This is a genomic window from Streptomyces sp. NPDC017225, from assembly GCF_044331465.1.
Classification (GTDB): Bacteria; Actinomycetota; Actinomycetes; order Streptomycetales; family Streptomycetaceae; genus Streptomyces.
Genome location: NZ_JBIRNE010000006.1, coordinates 157,767 through 172,351, shown reverse-complemented (window position 1 = coordinate 172,351; position 14,585 = coordinate 157,767). Strand labels below are relative to the sequence as shown.

The following is a 14,585-nucleotide window of genomic DNA, read 5'->3' as shown; positions in this document are numbered from 1 at the left end:
AGCACTGTAATCGAACGGGGGTGGCCGGTTCAGGGCTGGAACGGGCCGGAACGGTGTGGAGACGTTCACGTGGCGATGTGCGTCTCGCGGCAGCAGCGGACGAAGTCCTGGACGACGGGGTTGGCGTCGTCGGCGGGCGCCCGGGCGACACCGACCCTGCTGGGGCTCACCCCGGTGACGGGACGGTAGACGACGCCGGGCCGGGTGTAGAAGCGGGCGGCGGACGCGGGGGCGAGGGCGATGCCGTATCCGTTGGCGATCGCGCTGAGCCAGTCGTCCGGCTGCTCGGTGACCGCGCCGACGCGCACCGGGCGGCCGTCGCGCTCGTCGGCGGCCAGCCAGTACTCCCGCCACGGGCCCGTCTCGGCCGGGGCGGCGACGAAGGGCTCGTCCCACAGCTCGCGGAAGGGGATCACCTCGCGAGCGGCCAGGGCATGGGCACTGGGCAGCGCGACACAGCGCGGTTCGGTGAACAGGACCGTCACCCGCAGTGTGTCCTGGGCGGGGAACGGCAGTCGTACCAGGGCGACATCGACGTCCGAGTCCCCGAGTCCGGCGGAGGGGTCCGACCAGGCGGCCTGCCGCATCTCGGCCCTCCAGCCCGGCCGGCGCCGGGCGAACTCCGCGACGATCGGCTGTGTCGCCTCGTTGGCGGCGCTGGCGATGAACCCGACCCGCAGGACGCGGGCGGCCCGGCTCGCCGCCGACCTCGTCTCCCGTCGCGCCGTCTCCCACCCTGCCAGCAGGGCGGGGACCCGTTCCGCCAGTGCCCGCCCCGGTTCGGTGAGGGCCATGCCGGTCCTCGACCGTGTGAACAGTTCCACTCCGAGTCCGGCCTCCAACTGCCGGATGCGCTTCGTCAGCGCCGGCTGGGAGACGAACAGCCGCTCGGCGGCCCGGGTCAGGGTCCCCTCCTCGGCCACAGCGGCGAAGTACCGCAGCAACCGCGTGTCGACATCCATGCCGCCAGGTTATGGACGCAGGTATTGGACGTCACGACACGCCACGGTGACGCTTGACCCAGGGAAGCGGGCCGCGACGACCGAGCTCGTGAGAGGGCCGGCCGGAAGGAGAGGCGTGTGTTCACGGCCTATGTGATCGTCACCGTCGCCGCGATCGTGGCGAACGCCGGAATCGCTGTCGCGGACCTGACGCGGGCTCGGTTCGTCCTGGCCAACTCCGCCGAGGTGGAGGTCCCCGCGTCGTGGCTCCCCCGGCTCGCCGCGCTCAAGGCCGCCGGAGCCGCCGGGCTCCTCATCGGCCTTCTGGGCGTCCGGCCGCTCGGCATCGCCGCGGCGGCCGGTCTCGTCCTCTTCTACGTCGGTGCCGTCGCCGCGCATATCCGTACGCGGGTCCTCCACAACATCGCGTTCCCCGCCGGCTACCTGGCCCTGAACGCGGCCGCGCTCTTCCTGGCCGCCGCGGGAGCACTGTGCTGCCGAAATGCGTGAACGAAACGGCCCTGTTGTCCTTCGGGCGCTCGTTTGAGCGGCTGAAGGACATTCCTTGCTGATAGTTCACGCAAACGGGAGGGAGGGTCGCCCTACGCGGCCGTCCTCTCCACCGCCCGGCCCTCGCGGCAGTCACGGCAGTGGCCCGGTTGTGGGGCACGGAAGGCGCGGTCGCAGTCGTCACAGGTCTGGAGGGGGTCGGGGCGGGCGGCCGACGGGGTGACGGGCCTGGGCGTGGGCAGTACCGGGGGAAGGTCGGCCGTGAGCCGGCGCTCCAGGAAGGCCGCCGGGTGACGGATCGGCTCCTGGGGCAGGCCGGACGTCAGGACCCGCTCCACGGCGGTCGCGGGGACACCGCGCTCCAGCCAGACGGTGACCAACGGCACGAGCCGGCGAACGTCCCGTTCAGTGAGGAGCAGGCATGAGTCGAGGACGCGAAGGCGCGCGAGCAGACCGGCCGACGCCAGCGAAGCCGACGGGGCCAGCGAAGCCGACGGAGCCGACCGGGCCGACGAAGCCGACGGAGCCAGCGATGCCGACCGGGCCGACGGGGCCGACGGGGCCGACGGGGCCGACGGGGCCGACGGGGCCGACGGGGCCGACGGCGGCAACGAAGCGCACGGGTCAGGCGACGGGACCGACGCCGACGATGCGGGCGGGACAGGCAACGCGGCCGACACCGGCGACGCGGGCGGGACAGGCTTGGGGGACGGGGCGCGTGCAGCAGGCGGGGCGGGCGGCAGTACGGCTGCCCGGGCCACGCCGGGCCTGTTGCGGGAGACCGTCCGGGTCACGACTCGCCCCGATTGAAGACGCTCCTTGGTGCGTGCGAGGTACCCGTGCTCCTCCAGTTCCCGCAGCGCGGCGGCGATGCGGACCTCCCCCTCGGGGAACTTGCCCGCCAGCGTCTTGATCCCGACCGGAGTCCCGGCGGGCAGCGACTGGACATGCACCGCCAGGCCGATCGCCGTCAGGGACAGCTCGGGGTGCTGGAGGAGGTGGTTCCCGACCACGGTGAAGTTCTCGTGGTGGGGGCGGTTGTCGTGCTCGACACCGCCAGTGGAACGGCCGGACGCGGCGCGCGAGCGCGCGCTAGGGTTCTGCTCAGTCATCAGGAAGCCTCACTTCCTCGGTGATCAGGCCCTCGCAGTGGGATGGCAGTCCCGGCGGGGGCCGAATCATGTCAGTTGGTTGCTGCGCCAGACGCTGCACCACGAAGCCACCTCCGCGCCAGCCGAGTTGGCGACATTCACCCCGGAGGGTGATCGACGGGGGTGGCGGGGACGGGTTTGGTTCTTTCCCCGGTTCTTTGGTCTTTGGCGTCGTGAGCGACCGGGTCACGCCCGGCCGCGCCCCGGTGACATCTCGGCCCAGACGGTCTTGGCGGGCCCCGGGCCTCCGTCGACACCCCAACGGTCCGCGTACGCGCCCACGATGAGCAGTCCGCGCCCGCCTTCCTCCCTCTCGGTGACCGCGTCGGGGAGGCGCGGGACCCGGTCGCCCCGCGCGTCGGCCACCTCGATACGGAGAGTGCCGCCGGGGCGCAGTCGCAGCGCCAGCCGGAAGTCACGTCCGGGCACCCGTCCGTGCAGCACGGCGTTCGACACCAGCTCGGCCACGACCTGCACCACCTCCTCCGACGGCACGCCCCAGTCGACGAGTTGGCGCTCGGCGAGCAGCCGGGCGAGCCGGGCACCCCGGCGCGTCGCGGACAACTGGATCACGAACTGAGGCGTAGCGGGGGTGACTCGCTGGTCCAATTTCGGATTCACGTCACCCAGCGTGGCCGCCGGTCCCTAATCTGAACAGCAGCGACACCGGTACCGAGGGTGACTGTCCCGGTGCCCACCGTGGTCGTACGGGTCGTACGTCGGGAGGGGAAGACGTGGAGGACGAGGAGGCCACGGCCGTGCTCAAGGCGGTCGGACGGCAGATCAAGATGTGGCGCGAGGCCGCCGGGATGCGGCAGGCGGAGCTGGGGTCCGCCATCGGGTACGGCGAGGACATGGTGTCGTCGGTCGAGCGCGGACGCCGGGTACCGAAGCCGGACTTCCTGGACAAGGCCGACGAGGTACTGGGCGCGGGCGGAAAACTCGCGACCATGAAGGAGGACGTGGAGAAGGCCCGCTACCCGAAGAAGGTGCGGGACCTGGCCTTGCTGGAGGACGAGGCGGTCGAATTGGGAGCCTACGCGGGCCACCACATCCACGGGCTGTTGCAGACACCCGAGTACACGCGCGCCCTGTACGCGATGCGCCGCCCGGCATACACCGAGGAGGAAGTCGACCGCTACGTCTCGGCCCGCATGGCGCGGAAGGCCGTCTTCGAGCGTGTCCCCCACCCGCAGCTCACCTTTGTGCAGGAAGAGGTGACGCTGCGACGCCCGCTCGGGGGCAGAATGACGCTGCGGAAACAGCTCGAACACCTCCTGGAAATCGGCAGGTTGAGGCACGTCGAGATCCAAGTGATGCCGACAGACCGGGAGGATCACGCGGGGATGGCCGGATCGCTCCGACTGCTGAAACTCCGGGACGGAAAGACACTCGGGCACCTGGAGGCCCAGCTGCACAGTCACCTCATCAGCGACCCCCGGGACGTGCAAATCCTGGAAATGCGCTATGGAATGATCCGGGCGCAGGCTCTCGCACCCCGTGAGTCACTGGCCTTCATCGAGAAAGTCATGGGAGAAGAGACATGACCTCCGCCCTGGAGTGGTTCAAGAGCAGCTACAGCAGCAACGACGGTCCCGACTGCGTCGAGATCGCCATAGCCCCCGCTGACGCCACCATCCACGTCCGCGACTCCAAGAACAGGTCGGGCGACCGGCTGGCGTTCACGGACGACTCATGGGCCCGCTTCGTCGCCTTCACCGGCAGGCGGCCGGCATAGCGGTTCCACGCCATGGGGGCTCACGCGGTGCGGGATAGTGCTGCCATGTCCAACACCCCACGTACCCTTCCTCTCGCGGCGACCGTCCTGACCGCGATCCTCGCCCTCTACATCGCCCTGGTCGCCTTCGGGAACATCACCGACTTCGGCACCAACCAGGACTTCGTACGTCATGTCCTCGCGATGGACACGACGTTCAAGGACGACGACCTGATGTGGCGGGCGATCACCAGCAAGGGCCTCCAGGACGCCGCCTACGTCGCCATCATCGTGTGGGAGACGGCGGCCGCACTGGTGCTGATCTACGCGACCTGGCTGTGGATACGCCGTGACCACGCCCCCGCACGGCGCATGACCACGTACGGCACGCTCATGCTGATGCTGCTCTTCGGGGCCGGGTTCATCGGAATCGGCGGGGAGTGGTTCGCGATGTGGCAGTCGGCGGACTGGAACGGCCTGGAGGCGGCGACGCGGGTGTTCCTGCTGAGCGGCGTCGTGCTGATCGTCGCGCACCTGCCGTTCGGAGAGGCGGACGCTAGCCGACGACCGTGACCTTCGTGCCACTCGTCGCGAACGCCCAGACCGCCGTGCCGTCGGCCTTCTGCAACCGTATGCCGCCCGTCTTCGCACCGGAGACGGGCGGCGGGGGCGAGGAGCCGTCCACGGCGTTGGAGAAGGCGACCGAGACGCCGTCCTCCTGGGCGAAATAGACGATCTGCTCGATCTGCACACCGTCGGAGCCGGTCGTGGCCCCCTCGGCGCGGGTGCCGACCGTGTAGGTGCCCGGGTCGGGGCTGACCGTGCCCGGCCACACCGTGAACGTCCGCCGAGCGGCGTCGCTCGCGTCGACCAGCCAGACCCGCTTCTGGTCGAGCGAGTAGACGATGCGCCGCCCGGTGCCGGAGCCGTCCGGTACCGGGGCCGGCGCGGTCTCCTTCGGGGTCGGCTGCGCGTCCGCCGACACCGAAGGGCTCGGCTTGGCGACCGTGGCGGTGGGGTGGGGGCCCTGGTCCGCCTGTACGGCCAGGACGGTCACCGCCGCGATCGCCCCCACGGTCAGACCGGAGACCCAGGCCCACGAGGGAAGTCGGGCTGGCACGGGCACGCATCTCCTCAGCTACGAGAACCCCGACACACCGGGGGCCCGATCATCGTACTGCGGGCGGCCCGTGCCCCTACGCCTCCCCGGGAGTCAGTCCAGTACCGGCAGCAGCTCCGGCAGGTGACCGTCCGACGCCGTCGCCGCCCGCTGCCGCTCCTCGGTCACCGGGCCGTACAGCGTCGTGCGGGGCTTCGCCGGGCGGCCCGCCGCGTCCGCGACCGCGATCAGGTCCTTGACCGACTTGTACGAGCCGTACGACGAGCCGGCCATGCGGGAGATCGTCTCCTCCATCAAGGTGCCGCCCAGGTCGTTCGCGCCGGAGCGGAGCATCTCCGCCGCACCCTCCGTGCCCAGTTTCACCCAGCTTGTCTGGATGTTGGGGATGTGCGGGTGCAGGAGGAGGCGGGCCATCGCCGTGACCGCGCGGTTGTCCCGCATGGAGGGACCCGGCCTCGCGATGCCGGCCAGGTACACCGGTGCGTTGGTGTGGATGAAGGGGAGCGTCACGAACTCCGTGAAGCCGCCCGTGCGCTGCTGGATGCCGGCGAGGGTGCGCAGGTGACCCAGCCAGTGGCGGGGCTGGTCGACGTGGCCGTACATCATCGTGGAGGAGGAGCGGATGCCCAGTTCGTGGGCGGTCTCGACGACCTCGATCCACGTCGCCGTGGGCAGCTTGCCCTTGGTCAGGATCCAGCGGACCTCGTCGTCGAGGATCTCCGCCGCCGTGCCCGGGATCGAGTCCAGGCCGGCTTCCCTCGCCGCGCTCAGCCACTCGCGGATGGACATTCCGGTGCGGGTCGCGCCGTTGACGACCTCCATCGGGGAGAAGGCGTGCACGTGCATGCCGGGGACGCGTTCCTTGACGGCCTTCGCGATGTCGAAGTAGGCGGTGCCCGGCAGGTCCGGGTGGATGCCGCCCTGCATGCAGACCTCGACCGCGCCCACGTCCCAGGCCTGCTGCGCGCGGTCGGCGACCTGCTCCAGGGAGAGCGTGTACGCGTCGGCGTCCGTGCGGCGCTGGGCGAAGGCGCAGAAGCGGCAGCCGGTGTAGCAGACGTTGGTGAAGTTGATGTTCCGGGTGACGATGTAGGTGACGTCGTCGCCCGAGACGGACTTGCGCACGTCGTCGGCCACCTTGCACAGGGCGTCCAGCGCCGGTCCGTCGGCGTGCAGCAGGGCGAGGGCCTCGTCGTCGGTGAGCTTCGTCGGGTCGTCGGCCGCCGTCGCCAGGGCCTGGCGTACGTCGGTGTCGATGCGCTCCGGTGCCATGCCGGGGACGGCGGCCTCGCGCAGGGCGCCCCAGTCGCCGTACACCTCGTCGAAGTCGTCGCGGCGGTCCGACGTACGGCCCTCGGTGTCGATGGTCGTGTGCAGGTCGGTGCGGCCGGTCGCGGTGAACGCCTCGTCCGGCTCCTGCCACGGGTGGCCCTCGACCGTCGCGTCCGCTCGGGCCAGGCCGGTGGCCGGGTCGGCGAGGGCCGCCACGTGCGGGCGCAGGCGCGGGTCCAGCCAGGGCTCGCCGCGCTGGACGAACTCCGGGTAGACGCAGAGGCGTTCGCGGAGTTCGAAGCCGGCCGTGCGGGACTTCTCGGCGAGTTCGTCGATCCGCGGCCAGGGGCGCTCGGGGTTGACGTGGTCGATGGTGAGCGGGGAGACACCGCCCCAGTCGTCGATGCCGGCGCCGATCAGACGCTCGTACTCCGAGTCCACCAGGTTGGGCGGGGCCTGGAGGCAGGCGGACGGGCCCATGAGGAGGCGGGCGACGGCCACCGTGGCGACCAGTTCGTCCAGTTCCGCGTCGGGCATGCCGCGCATCGCCGTGTCCGGCTTGGCGCGGAAGTTCTGGATGATCAGTTCCTGGACGCCGTGGTAGGCGCGGGAGACCTTGCGGAGGGCGAAGAGCGACTCGGCGCGCTCCTCGTAGGTCTCGCCGATGCCGATCAGGATTCCGGAGGTGAAGGGGACCGAGGAGCGTCCGGCGTCCTCCAGGACGCGCAGGCGTACGGCCGGTTCCTTGTCCGGGGAGCCGTGGTGGGGGCCGCCGGGCTCGGACCACAGGCGGGTCGCGGTGGTCTCCAGCATCATGCCCATGGAGGGGGCGACCGGCTTGAGGCGCTGGAAGTCCGTCCAGGTCATGACGCCGGGGTTGAGGTGCGGGAGGAGGCCCGTCTCCTCCAGGACGCGGATCGAGATGGCGCGGACGTAGGCGATCGTGTCGTCGTAGCCGTGCGCGTCGAGCCACTCGCGCGCCTCCGGCCAGCGGTCCTCGGGCTTGTCGCCGAGGGTGATCAGGGCTTCCTTGCAGCCGAGGGCGGCGCCGCGCCGGGCGATGTCGAGGACCTCGTCGGGGGACATGAACATCCCGTGGCCCTCGCGGCGCAGCTTGCCGGGGACGGTGACGAAGGTGCAGTAGTGGCACTTGTCCCGGCACAGGCGGGTCAGCGGGATGAAGACGCTCTTCGAGTAGGTGATGACGCCGGGGCGCCCGGCGGCCTCCAGGCCCGCGTCCCGGACCCGGGCGGCGGACGCGGTGAGGGCGTCGAGGTGCTCGCCGCGTGCCTGGAGCAGCACCGCGGCCTCGGACACGTCGAGGGCGACGCCGTCCCGCGCGCGTTTGAGGGCGCGGCGCAGGGAGTTCTCGGTGGGGCCCGTGGGGTCGGCGGGTCCGGTTCCGGGGGTCGCGGAAGTCGTCATCCTTCGAGCATACGAGCGGCGTGATCAGGACGCGGGGCCCTCCCACCGGCCGGCCTCGGCGGTCGCGCTTCTTCCCGCCCTGGCGGTCTTGGCCGTCCCACCGCGGCGGCCCCGGCCCCCACGCGCCCGCGGTCCCGTTTCCCCGTGCCCGGCGACCCGCTCCCCCCACCGCGCGGACTCCCGCTCTCAATCCGGCGAACCCCTTTCCTTGCACGGGAGTTCACGGCTCAATACGAGGGTTGCACGCACCACCCCGCACCACCCCGCACCACCCCGCACCACCGATGTCATGTCACTGACGACACCTGGGAGCAGCAGCATGTGCGAGGACGACCACGCCGGAATCGGCAGACGCGCGGTGTTCGTGACGGGAGCCGCCGCGGCGCTTACGTTGGGAAGCGTGAGCTTCGCCTCGGCGGCACCGCGGGAGCGGCGGACGAGAACGGTGCGCGGCACCCTGCCCACCGGCTCGCCCGACTTCGTGTACGTACCCGTCGAAGTCCCGGACGGCGTCCGGGAGATCCATGTCGCCTACACCTACGACCGCCCCGACGTCCCGGCCGGCACCCAGGGCAACGCCCTGGACATCGGCCTCTTCGACGAGCGCGGCACCGACCTCGGCGGCCGGGGTTTCCGGGGCTGGTCGGGCGGGGCGCGCACGGAGTTCTTCGTACGGGCGGACGACGCGACCCCCGGCTACCTCCCCGGGCCGGTGCGGGCGGGGGTGTGGCACATCGCCCTCGGCCCGTACACGGTGGCGCCGCGGGGACTGTCGTACGAGATCACGGTCACGCTGACGTACGGGGAGGAGAGCGCGGCCGTACGGCCGGTGTATCCGCCCGAGCGCGCCAGGGGGCGGGGGCGTGCCTGGTACCGGGGCGACTGCCACCTGCACTCCGAGTACTCCGACGGCCGCTTCACCCTCGCGGAGATCGCGGCGCTCGCGCGCGGGGCCGGACTGGACTTCATCAACTCCTCCGAGCACAACACGCACTCGGCGCACGCGCACTGGGCGAAGGAGGCCGGTGACGACCTGCTGATCCTGCTCGGCGAGGAGGTGACGACCCGCAACGGCCACGTCGTCGCCCTCGGCACCGATCCCGGCACCTTCGTCGACTGGCGCTACCGGGCCCGTGACAACCGCTTCGGCCGTTTCGCCCGGCAGATCCGCCGCGCCGGCGGTCTGGTCGTCCCGGCCCATCCGCACGCCACCTGCATCGGCTGCAACTGGAAGTTCGGGTTCGGGGAGGCGGACGCCGTCGAGGTGTGGAACGGGGCCTACACGCCCGACGACGAGGTGGCGCTGGCCGACTGGGACGCCATGCTGGTCGCCTCCGTGCGCGACGGGCGCGACGGGCGGGGCTGGCTCCCGGCGATGGGCAGCAGCGACTCCCACCGCGCCCCGGACGTGATCGGCCGCCCGCAGACCGTCGTCCTCGCCGACGACCTGACCCGGGAGGCGATCCAGGAGGGCATCCGGGCCGGACGGTCGTACGTCGCCGAGTCGGCGCAGGTGTCGCTGGCCTTCACCGCTTCCGGCGGCCGGGGCGAGCACGCCGGGATCGGCGAACGGCTGCGCGTGGACGACGACACCCCGGTCACCGTCCGCCTGGAGGTGACGGGCGCGCCGCGCTGCACGGTGCGCTTCGTCACGGACCAGGGCGTGCTGTTCACCAGTGCGCCGCTGCCGGTGTCCGGCTCGGACGTCGTCGAGTGGCGCACGACCGCGTCCTACGCGGCGTACGTACGGGCGGAACTGCGCCACGAGGCGGCGGGGCCCCTGCCGGGGGCGCTGGCGGCGTTCACGAATCCCCTCTTCCTGGGGCGGTAGCCTCCGGGCCGCCGGGCCCCGCCAGGTCCGCGACGACCGCCGCGTGGTCGGAGGGCCACACGCCGCCCACGGGGCCGTCGCCCGCCCGCCGCACGGCGTGTACGCGGCCGAGTCCGTCCGGGCCGGGCGGCCCCACGTGGACGTAGTCGATCCGCGCGCCCGGCACCGGCCCGCCGGGGATGTACGGGTTGGCCCCGTCCCAGGTCGCGGACGGGGCCGACGGGCCGGCGCACTCCCAGGCGTCCTGGAGGCCGCCCGCACGCAGGAGGCTGACCTCCGGCGACTCGGGGCGGGCGTTGAGGTCGCCGGTGACGACGGGCGGGAAGCCGGTGCCGTGGCGGTGCGCGGCGACGAAGTCCGAGAGCGCCGCGACCTGTTCGCGGCGCACGGCGGAGGCGTGGCCGCCCGAGGTCAGGTGGGCGGTGAAGAAGGGGACGGGGTGGCCCGGCGCGTCCAGCCGGGCGTACAGCGCCAGGCGGCCGTCGTCCAGCTCCTCGGGGACGGGCAGCCGCAGCGCAGCCCGCTCCACGGCAGGCCAGCGGCTGAGCACCGCGGCGCCGATGCCGACCGTGTCGTCCCCGATCCGTCGCTGCCACCGCTCGGGGGCCTCGCAGGCGGCCCAGACGCAGTGCAGGCCGAGTTCGCCGGCCAGCCACTCGGCGAGGTTCGCGCCGTCGGCGGCGGCCCAGACCTCCTGGAGACCGACGACGTCGGGCCGCAGCTCCCGCAGCACGTCGAGGATCGCCTTCCGCCGCTCGGCCCACGGCCCGAACCGCCACCACAGATTCCAGGTCACGACCCGCACGCCGGCACCACCCGTCTCTCGGCCCTGCCCTCTCCCTTCCCCCGAGGGTCTCCGGGGAACATGGAGGCACACGAGACGGGAGCGTGAACGAACGATGTCGATGTCGTCCTCCGCCGAGAACGCCGAGAGCGCCAAGAACGTCAGAGGCGCCAAGAACGCCAAGAGTTCCGAGAGCGCCAAGAGTTCCGAGAGCGCCAAGAGCGCCGAGAGGAAGTACCGGGCCGTCACGGCCCTCCAGCGCCGTCTCAACGCCGTCGTACGCCGCCTGCCGGGCCAGACCCTGCTGGAGACCACCGGACGCGTCTCCGGCCTGCCCCGCCGCACGCCGGTGGGCGGGCGGCGGGTCGGGGACTCCTTCTGGCTGGTGTCGGAGTTCGGCGAGCGCTCCCAGTACGTCCGCAACATCCGGGCCGATCCGCGGGTACGCGTGCGGGTCAGGGGCCGCTGGTACACGGGAACGGCCCACCCCCTGGCCGACGACGATCCGGTCGCGCGGCTGCGGCGTCTGCCCCGGCTCAACAGCCTGGCGGTGCGGGCCATGGGCGTGGGGACGGGCCTGCTGACGGTGCGGGTGGACCTGGAGAGCCGGGGAGCCACGTGAGGGACCTGTGATCGGCGTCTCCCACGGCTGACGAGGTCGGCATGAGCAAGGCAAACTGGCGTGGTTGCTCAGGATGTCTAGGGGGACTGCATGGACGGTGTACCGCGCGTACCGGAGCAGCGGCGTCCCGGATCCCCGGCGGAACCGGACAAGCCGGCGGCGCTGCGTTTCGGCGTGCTCGGACCGGTACGCGCCTGGCGCGGCGGCGAACCGCTGGCCACCGGCTCCCCCCAGCAGCGCGCCCTGCTGGCCGCCCTGTTGCTCCGCGAGGGCCGTACGGCGACGGCGTCCGAGCTGATCGACGCCCTGTGGGGCGAGGAACCGCCGTCGCAGGCGCTGGCGGCGGTACGTACGTACGCGTCGCGGCTGCGGAAGGTCCTGGACCCCGGTGTCCTGGTGAGCGAATCGGGCGGGTACGCCGTACGGGGCCTGGACGAGGCGGCGTTGGACCTGACCGCCGCCCAGGACCTGTCGGCCGAGGCCGAGAAGGCGCGCGGCGCCGGGGACCTGTGCCACGCGCGTGACGTACTGCGCCGCGCGCTGGCGCTGTGGGACGGCGAGGTACTGGCCGGCGTCCCGGGCCCGTACGCCGAGGCGCAGCGCGTCCGCCTGGAGGAATGGCGGCTCCAACTCCTCGAAAGCTGCCTCGACATGGACCTGGAACAGGGCTGTCACGCGGAGGCGGTCTCGGAGCTGACGGCGCTCACGGCGGCACACCCGCTGCGGGAACGCCCGCGCGAGCTGCTGATGCTGGCCCTGTACCGCAGCGGACGCCAGGCGGAGGCCCTCGCCGTCTACGCGGACACGCGGCGCCTGCTGGCCGACGAACTCGGCGTCGACCCGCGCCCCGGTCTCCAGGAACTCCAGCAGCGCATCCTCCAGGCCGACCCGGGCCTCGCCGAACCGCCGGCCCCGGCCGCGCAGACGGCGGCGGCCCCGCTCCGGCCGGCCCAGCTTCCCGCCACCGTCCCGGACTTCACGGGACGCGCGTCCTTCGTCCGCGAGCTGAGCGGCGTACTGTCGTCGGCCTCCGGGGACGGCAACGGCCGCGTGATGGCGGTCTCGGCACTGGCCGGCATAGGCGGCGTCGGCAAGACGACCCTCGCGGTGCACGTCGCCCACCAGACGCGGGCCGCCTTCCCGGACGGACAGCTGTACGTCGACCTCCAGGGCGCGGGCGCGCGGGCGGCGGAACCCGAGACGGTACTGGGTTCCTTCCTGCGCGCCCTGGGCACACCCGACTCGGCCGTCCCGGACTCCCTGGAGGAACGCGCGGCGCTCTACCGCTCCGTCCTGGACGGCCGCCGCGTCCTCGTCCTGCTCGACAACGCCCGGGACGCCGCACAGGTACGCCCGCTGCTGCCCGGCACGGAGGGGTGCGCGGCGCTGGTGACGGCGCGGGTGCGGATGGTGGACCTCGCCGGGGCTCATCTGGTCGACCTGGACGTGATGTCGCCCGACGAGGCGCTGGCGCTCTTCACGAAGATCGTGGGCGAGGAGCGGGTGGCCTCGGAACGGCAGGCGGCGCTGGACGTGGCCGGGGCCTGCGGCTTCCTGCCGCTGGCGATCCGCGTCGCGGCGTCCCGGCTGGCGGCCCGCCGCACGTGGACGGTCTCGGTCCTCGCCGCGAAACTGGCGGACGAACGCCGCCGCCTGGACGAACTCCAGGCCGGCGACCTGGCCGTCAAGGCCACCTTCGAGCTGGGCTACGGCCAGCTGGAGCCGGCCCAGGCGCGGGCCTTCAGGCTGCTCGGGCTGGCCGACGGCCCGGACATCTCCCTCGCGGCGGCAGCGGCGGTACTGGACCTTCCGGCACAGGACACCGAGGACCTGCTGGAGTCCCTGGTGGACACGTCCCTGCTCGAATCGGCGGCGCCGGGCCGCTACCGCTTCCACGATCTCGTACGTCTCTACGCGCGTGCGTGCGCCGAACGGGACGAGCATCCGCCGAGCGAGCGGGGGGCGGCGCTGTCGCGGCTGCTGGACTTCTACCTGGCCACGGCGGCGGGCATCTACGCGATGGAGCGTCCGGGGGACCGCCTGGTGGACCACCTGGAACCGACGCGGCACGAAGGACTGCGCTTCGCCGAGGGGACGGCCGCCCTGGACTGGCTCTACACCGAAGGCGAGTCCCTGCTGGCCTGCGTACGGCAGTCGGCGGACACGGACAGGCTGCGGCGCGGAGTGGACCTCCTGTGGGCTGCCAAGGACCTGGCCGAGTCCGGCGCCAACTCCCGTCAGTACGAGGCCACGGCCATCGCCGTGTCCGAGGCCGCCCGGGCCGCCGGCGACCTCCGTACGGAAGGACGGGCGCGGACGACCCTCACCAACGTGCTGCTCGTGTCCGGCCGCATCCACCAGGCGGCGGAGGAGGCGCGGATCGCCATGGAGCGGGCGGCCGGCGCGCGGGATGTCGCGGCGGGCAGCTGGGCCGCCAACGACCGGGGCCTCATCTCGCTGCATCAGCACCGGTACTCCGACGGCAAGGCCTTCTTCGACCAGGCCATCCGGGGCTTCAGCCAGGCGGGCAACCGGGCGGGCGAGGCGACGACGTCGTTCAACCTGTCGCGCGCCCACCTGGCCATGGGCAACGTCGGCAAGGCGGTCGGTATCGCCAGGGACGGGCTCACCCTGCTCGCGGAACTGGGCAGGACGATGCGCCTGGCCAACGGCCACTACGCCCTCGGTATGGCCCTCACCCAGGCCGGGCGGTCCACCGAGGCCCTGAACCAGTTCAACGAGGCACTGACCATCTTCGTGGACCACCGGCAGCGTCTGTGGGAAGGGACCACGCACTTCAGGGTCGCCGAGGCGCACATCGCCGCGCACCGCCCCGCCCAGGCGGCCCAGCACGCCGAACAGGCCCTCGTCATCGGGTGCATCGGAGGCGACCGGATGCGCGGCAACGTCCTGACGCTCCTCGGCCGGTCGCTCTCCGCGCTGGGGCAGGCCGACCGGGCCCGGGCGTGCTGGCGTGAGGCCCTCAAGCTCTACGAGGAGAACAGCGCCTCGGAGGCCGACGAGGTACGCACCCTGCTGGCGCCCGCCGACGCGGCCTGAGCGACGCGGGCTGGGCTACGCGGGCTGGGCTACGCGGCGTCGGGCGGGCGAAACGTCGGCGTTCAGCGTTCGTTTATCTCCCTCCGGCATGCTTCCCAACGCCAGACCGTCGCGTCGGGGGGCAGACGGTCACAGGGGAGCCGACCGGGTTA

13 protein-coding genes are annotated in these 14,585 nt (G+C 72.5%); 7 read left to right on the top strand and 6 right to left on the bottom strand.

From position 1 onward, the window contains the following. Positions 1-65: 65 nt before the first annotated feature. Positions 66-962, bottom strand: coding sequence for a LysR family transcriptional regulator (locus tag ACH4NX_RS16370; protein WP_398127580.1), 897 nt, complete (start codon positions 960-962; stop codon positions 66-68). Between the two features lie 117 nt (positions 963-1,079). Between ACH4NX_RS16370 and ACH4NX_RS16365 the strand changes: the two genes are divergently transcribed. Then, a complete protein-coding gene (locus ACH4NX_RS16365; protein ID WP_398127579.1) occupies positions 1,080-1,451 on the top strand; it encodes a DoxX family protein in 372 nt (123 codons plus the stop codon). Between the two features lie 92 nt (positions 1,452-1,543). Here the strand turns inward: ACH4NX_RS16365 and ACH4NX_RS16360 are convergent, their stop codons facing one another. Continuing rightward, entirely contained in the window at positions 1,544-1,837 is a 294-nt protein-coding gene (locus ACH4NX_RS16360; RefSeq protein WP_398127578.1) for a hypothetical protein, read from the bottom strand. 951 nt (positions 1,838-2,788) lie between these two features. Beyond that, positions 2,789-3,175, bottom strand: coding sequence for an ATP-binding protein (locus ACH4NX_RS16355; protein WP_398127577.1), 387 nt, complete (start codon positions 3,173-3,175; stop codon positions 2,789-2,791). 161 nt (positions 3,176-3,336) lie between these two features. Between ACH4NX_RS16355 and ACH4NX_RS16350 the strand changes: the two genes are divergently transcribed. The 3 genes from ACH4NX_RS16350 to ACH4NX_RS16340 are packed head-to-tail and all read left to right on the top strand — an operon-like array spanning position 3,337 to position 4,892. Next, positions 3,337-4,149 carry a helix-turn-helix domain-containing protein gene (locus tag ACH4NX_RS16350; RefSeq protein ID WP_398127576.1) on the top strand — a complete coding sequence of 271 codons (813 nt, stop codon included), beginning with the start codon at positions 3,337-3,339 and terminating at the stop codon, positions 4,147-4,149. Further along, on the top strand, positions 4,146-4,340 hold the full coding sequence (locus ACH4NX_RS16345; protein ID WP_345590851.1) for a DUF397 domain-containing protein: 195 nt from the start codon (positions 4,146-4,148) through the stop codon (positions 4,338-4,340). The genes ACH4NX_RS16350 and ACH4NX_RS16345 overlap by 4 nt, the downstream gene beginning before the upstream one ends. Positions 4,341-4,385: 45 nt before the next feature. Next, the gene (locus ACH4NX_RS16340) at positions 4,386-4,892 is read left to right on the top strand and encodes a DUF2165 domain-containing protein (RefSeq protein ID WP_351389134.1); all 507 of its coding nucleotides are present in this window, start codon (positions 4,386-4,388) and stop codon (positions 4,890-4,892) included. On the opposite strand, the gene ACH4NX_RS16335 is transcribed toward ACH4NX_RS16340, so the two are convergent. Both ACH4NX_RS16335 and ACH4NX_RS16330 read right to left on the bottom strand, forming a co-directional pair. Then, positions 4,876-5,439, bottom strand: coding sequence for a hypothetical protein (locus tag ACH4NX_RS16335; RefSeq protein WP_351389137.1), 564 nt, complete (start codon positions 5,437-5,439; stop codon positions 4,876-4,878). The two genes, ACH4NX_RS16340 and ACH4NX_RS16335, sit on opposite strands and share 17 nt — an antisense overlap. Positions 5,440-5,532: 93 nt before the next feature. Then, positions 5,533-8,136, bottom strand: a complete 2,604-nt coding sequence (locus ACH4NX_RS16330) for a bifunctional FO biosynthesis protein CofGH (protein WP_351389143.1) — start codon at positions 8,134-8,136, stop codon at positions 5,533-5,535. 319 nt (positions 8,137-8,455) lie between these two features. On the opposite strand from ACH4NX_RS16330, the gene ACH4NX_RS16325 reads away from it, so the two are divergent. Then, positions 8,456-9,967: a CehA/McbA family metallohydrolase gene (locus ACH4NX_RS16325; protein WP_398127575.1), complete on the top strand. Its 1,512-nt coding sequence runs from the start codon at positions 8,456-8,458 to the stop codon at positions 9,965-9,967. On the opposite strand, the gene ACH4NX_RS16320 is transcribed toward ACH4NX_RS16325, so the two are convergent. Then, entirely contained in the window at positions 9,939-10,772 is an 834-nt protein-coding gene (locus tag ACH4NX_RS16320) for an endonuclease/exonuclease/phosphatase family protein (RefSeq protein ID WP_351389146.1), read from the bottom strand. The two genes, ACH4NX_RS16325 and ACH4NX_RS16320, sit on opposite strands and share 29 nt — an antisense overlap. Before the next feature lie 94 nt (positions 10,773-10,866). On the opposite strand from ACH4NX_RS16320, the gene ACH4NX_RS16315 reads away from it, so the two are divergent. Together ACH4NX_RS16315 and ACH4NX_RS16310 are read left to right on the top strand one after the other, a co-directional pair. Then, positions 10,867-11,373: a nitroreductase/quinone reductase family protein gene (locus tag ACH4NX_RS16315; RefSeq protein WP_398127574.1), complete on the top strand. Its 507-nt coding sequence runs from the start codon at positions 10,867-10,869 to the stop codon at positions 11,371-11,373. A 90-nt stretch (positions 11,374-11,463) separates the two neighbouring features. Then, positions 11,464-14,433: a BTAD domain-containing putative transcriptional regulator gene (locus ACH4NX_RS16310; protein WP_398127573.1), complete on the top strand. Its 2,970-nt coding sequence runs from the start codon at positions 11,464-11,466 to the stop codon at positions 14,431-14,433. Positions 14,434-14,585: the final 152 nt, after the last annotated feature.

Bases quoted from the DNA above. Each gene is read 5' to 3' on its own strand.
- ACH4NX_RS16310 (WP_398127573.1), top strand. From the start codon at position 11,464: ATGGACGGTGTACCGCGCGTACCGGAGCAGCGGCGTCCCGGATCCCCG.
- ACH4NX_RS16325 (WP_398127575.1), top strand. From the start codon at position 8,456: ATGTGCGAGGACGACCACGCCGGAATCGGCAGACGCGCGGTGTTCGTG.
- ACH4NX_RS16370 (WP_398127580.1), bottom strand. From the start codon at position 962: ATGGATGTCGACACGCGGTTGCTGCGGTACTTCGCCGCTGTGGCCGAG.
- ACH4NX_RS16345 (WP_345590851.1), top strand. From the start codon at position 4,146: ATGACCTCCGCCCTGGAGTGGTTCAAGAGCAGCTACAGCAGCAACGAC.
- ACH4NX_RS16340 (WP_351389134.1), top strand. From the start codon at position 4,386: ATGTCCAACACCCCACGTACCCTTCCTCTCGCGGCGACCGTCCTGACC.
- ACH4NX_RS16315 (WP_398127574.1), top strand. From the start codon at position 10,867: ATGTCGATGTCGTCCTCCGCCGAGAACGCCGAGAGCGCCAAGAACGTC.
- ACH4NX_RS16330 (WP_351389143.1), bottom strand. From the start codon at position 8,136: ATGACGACTTCCGCGACCCCCGGAACCGGACCCGCCGACCCCACGGGC.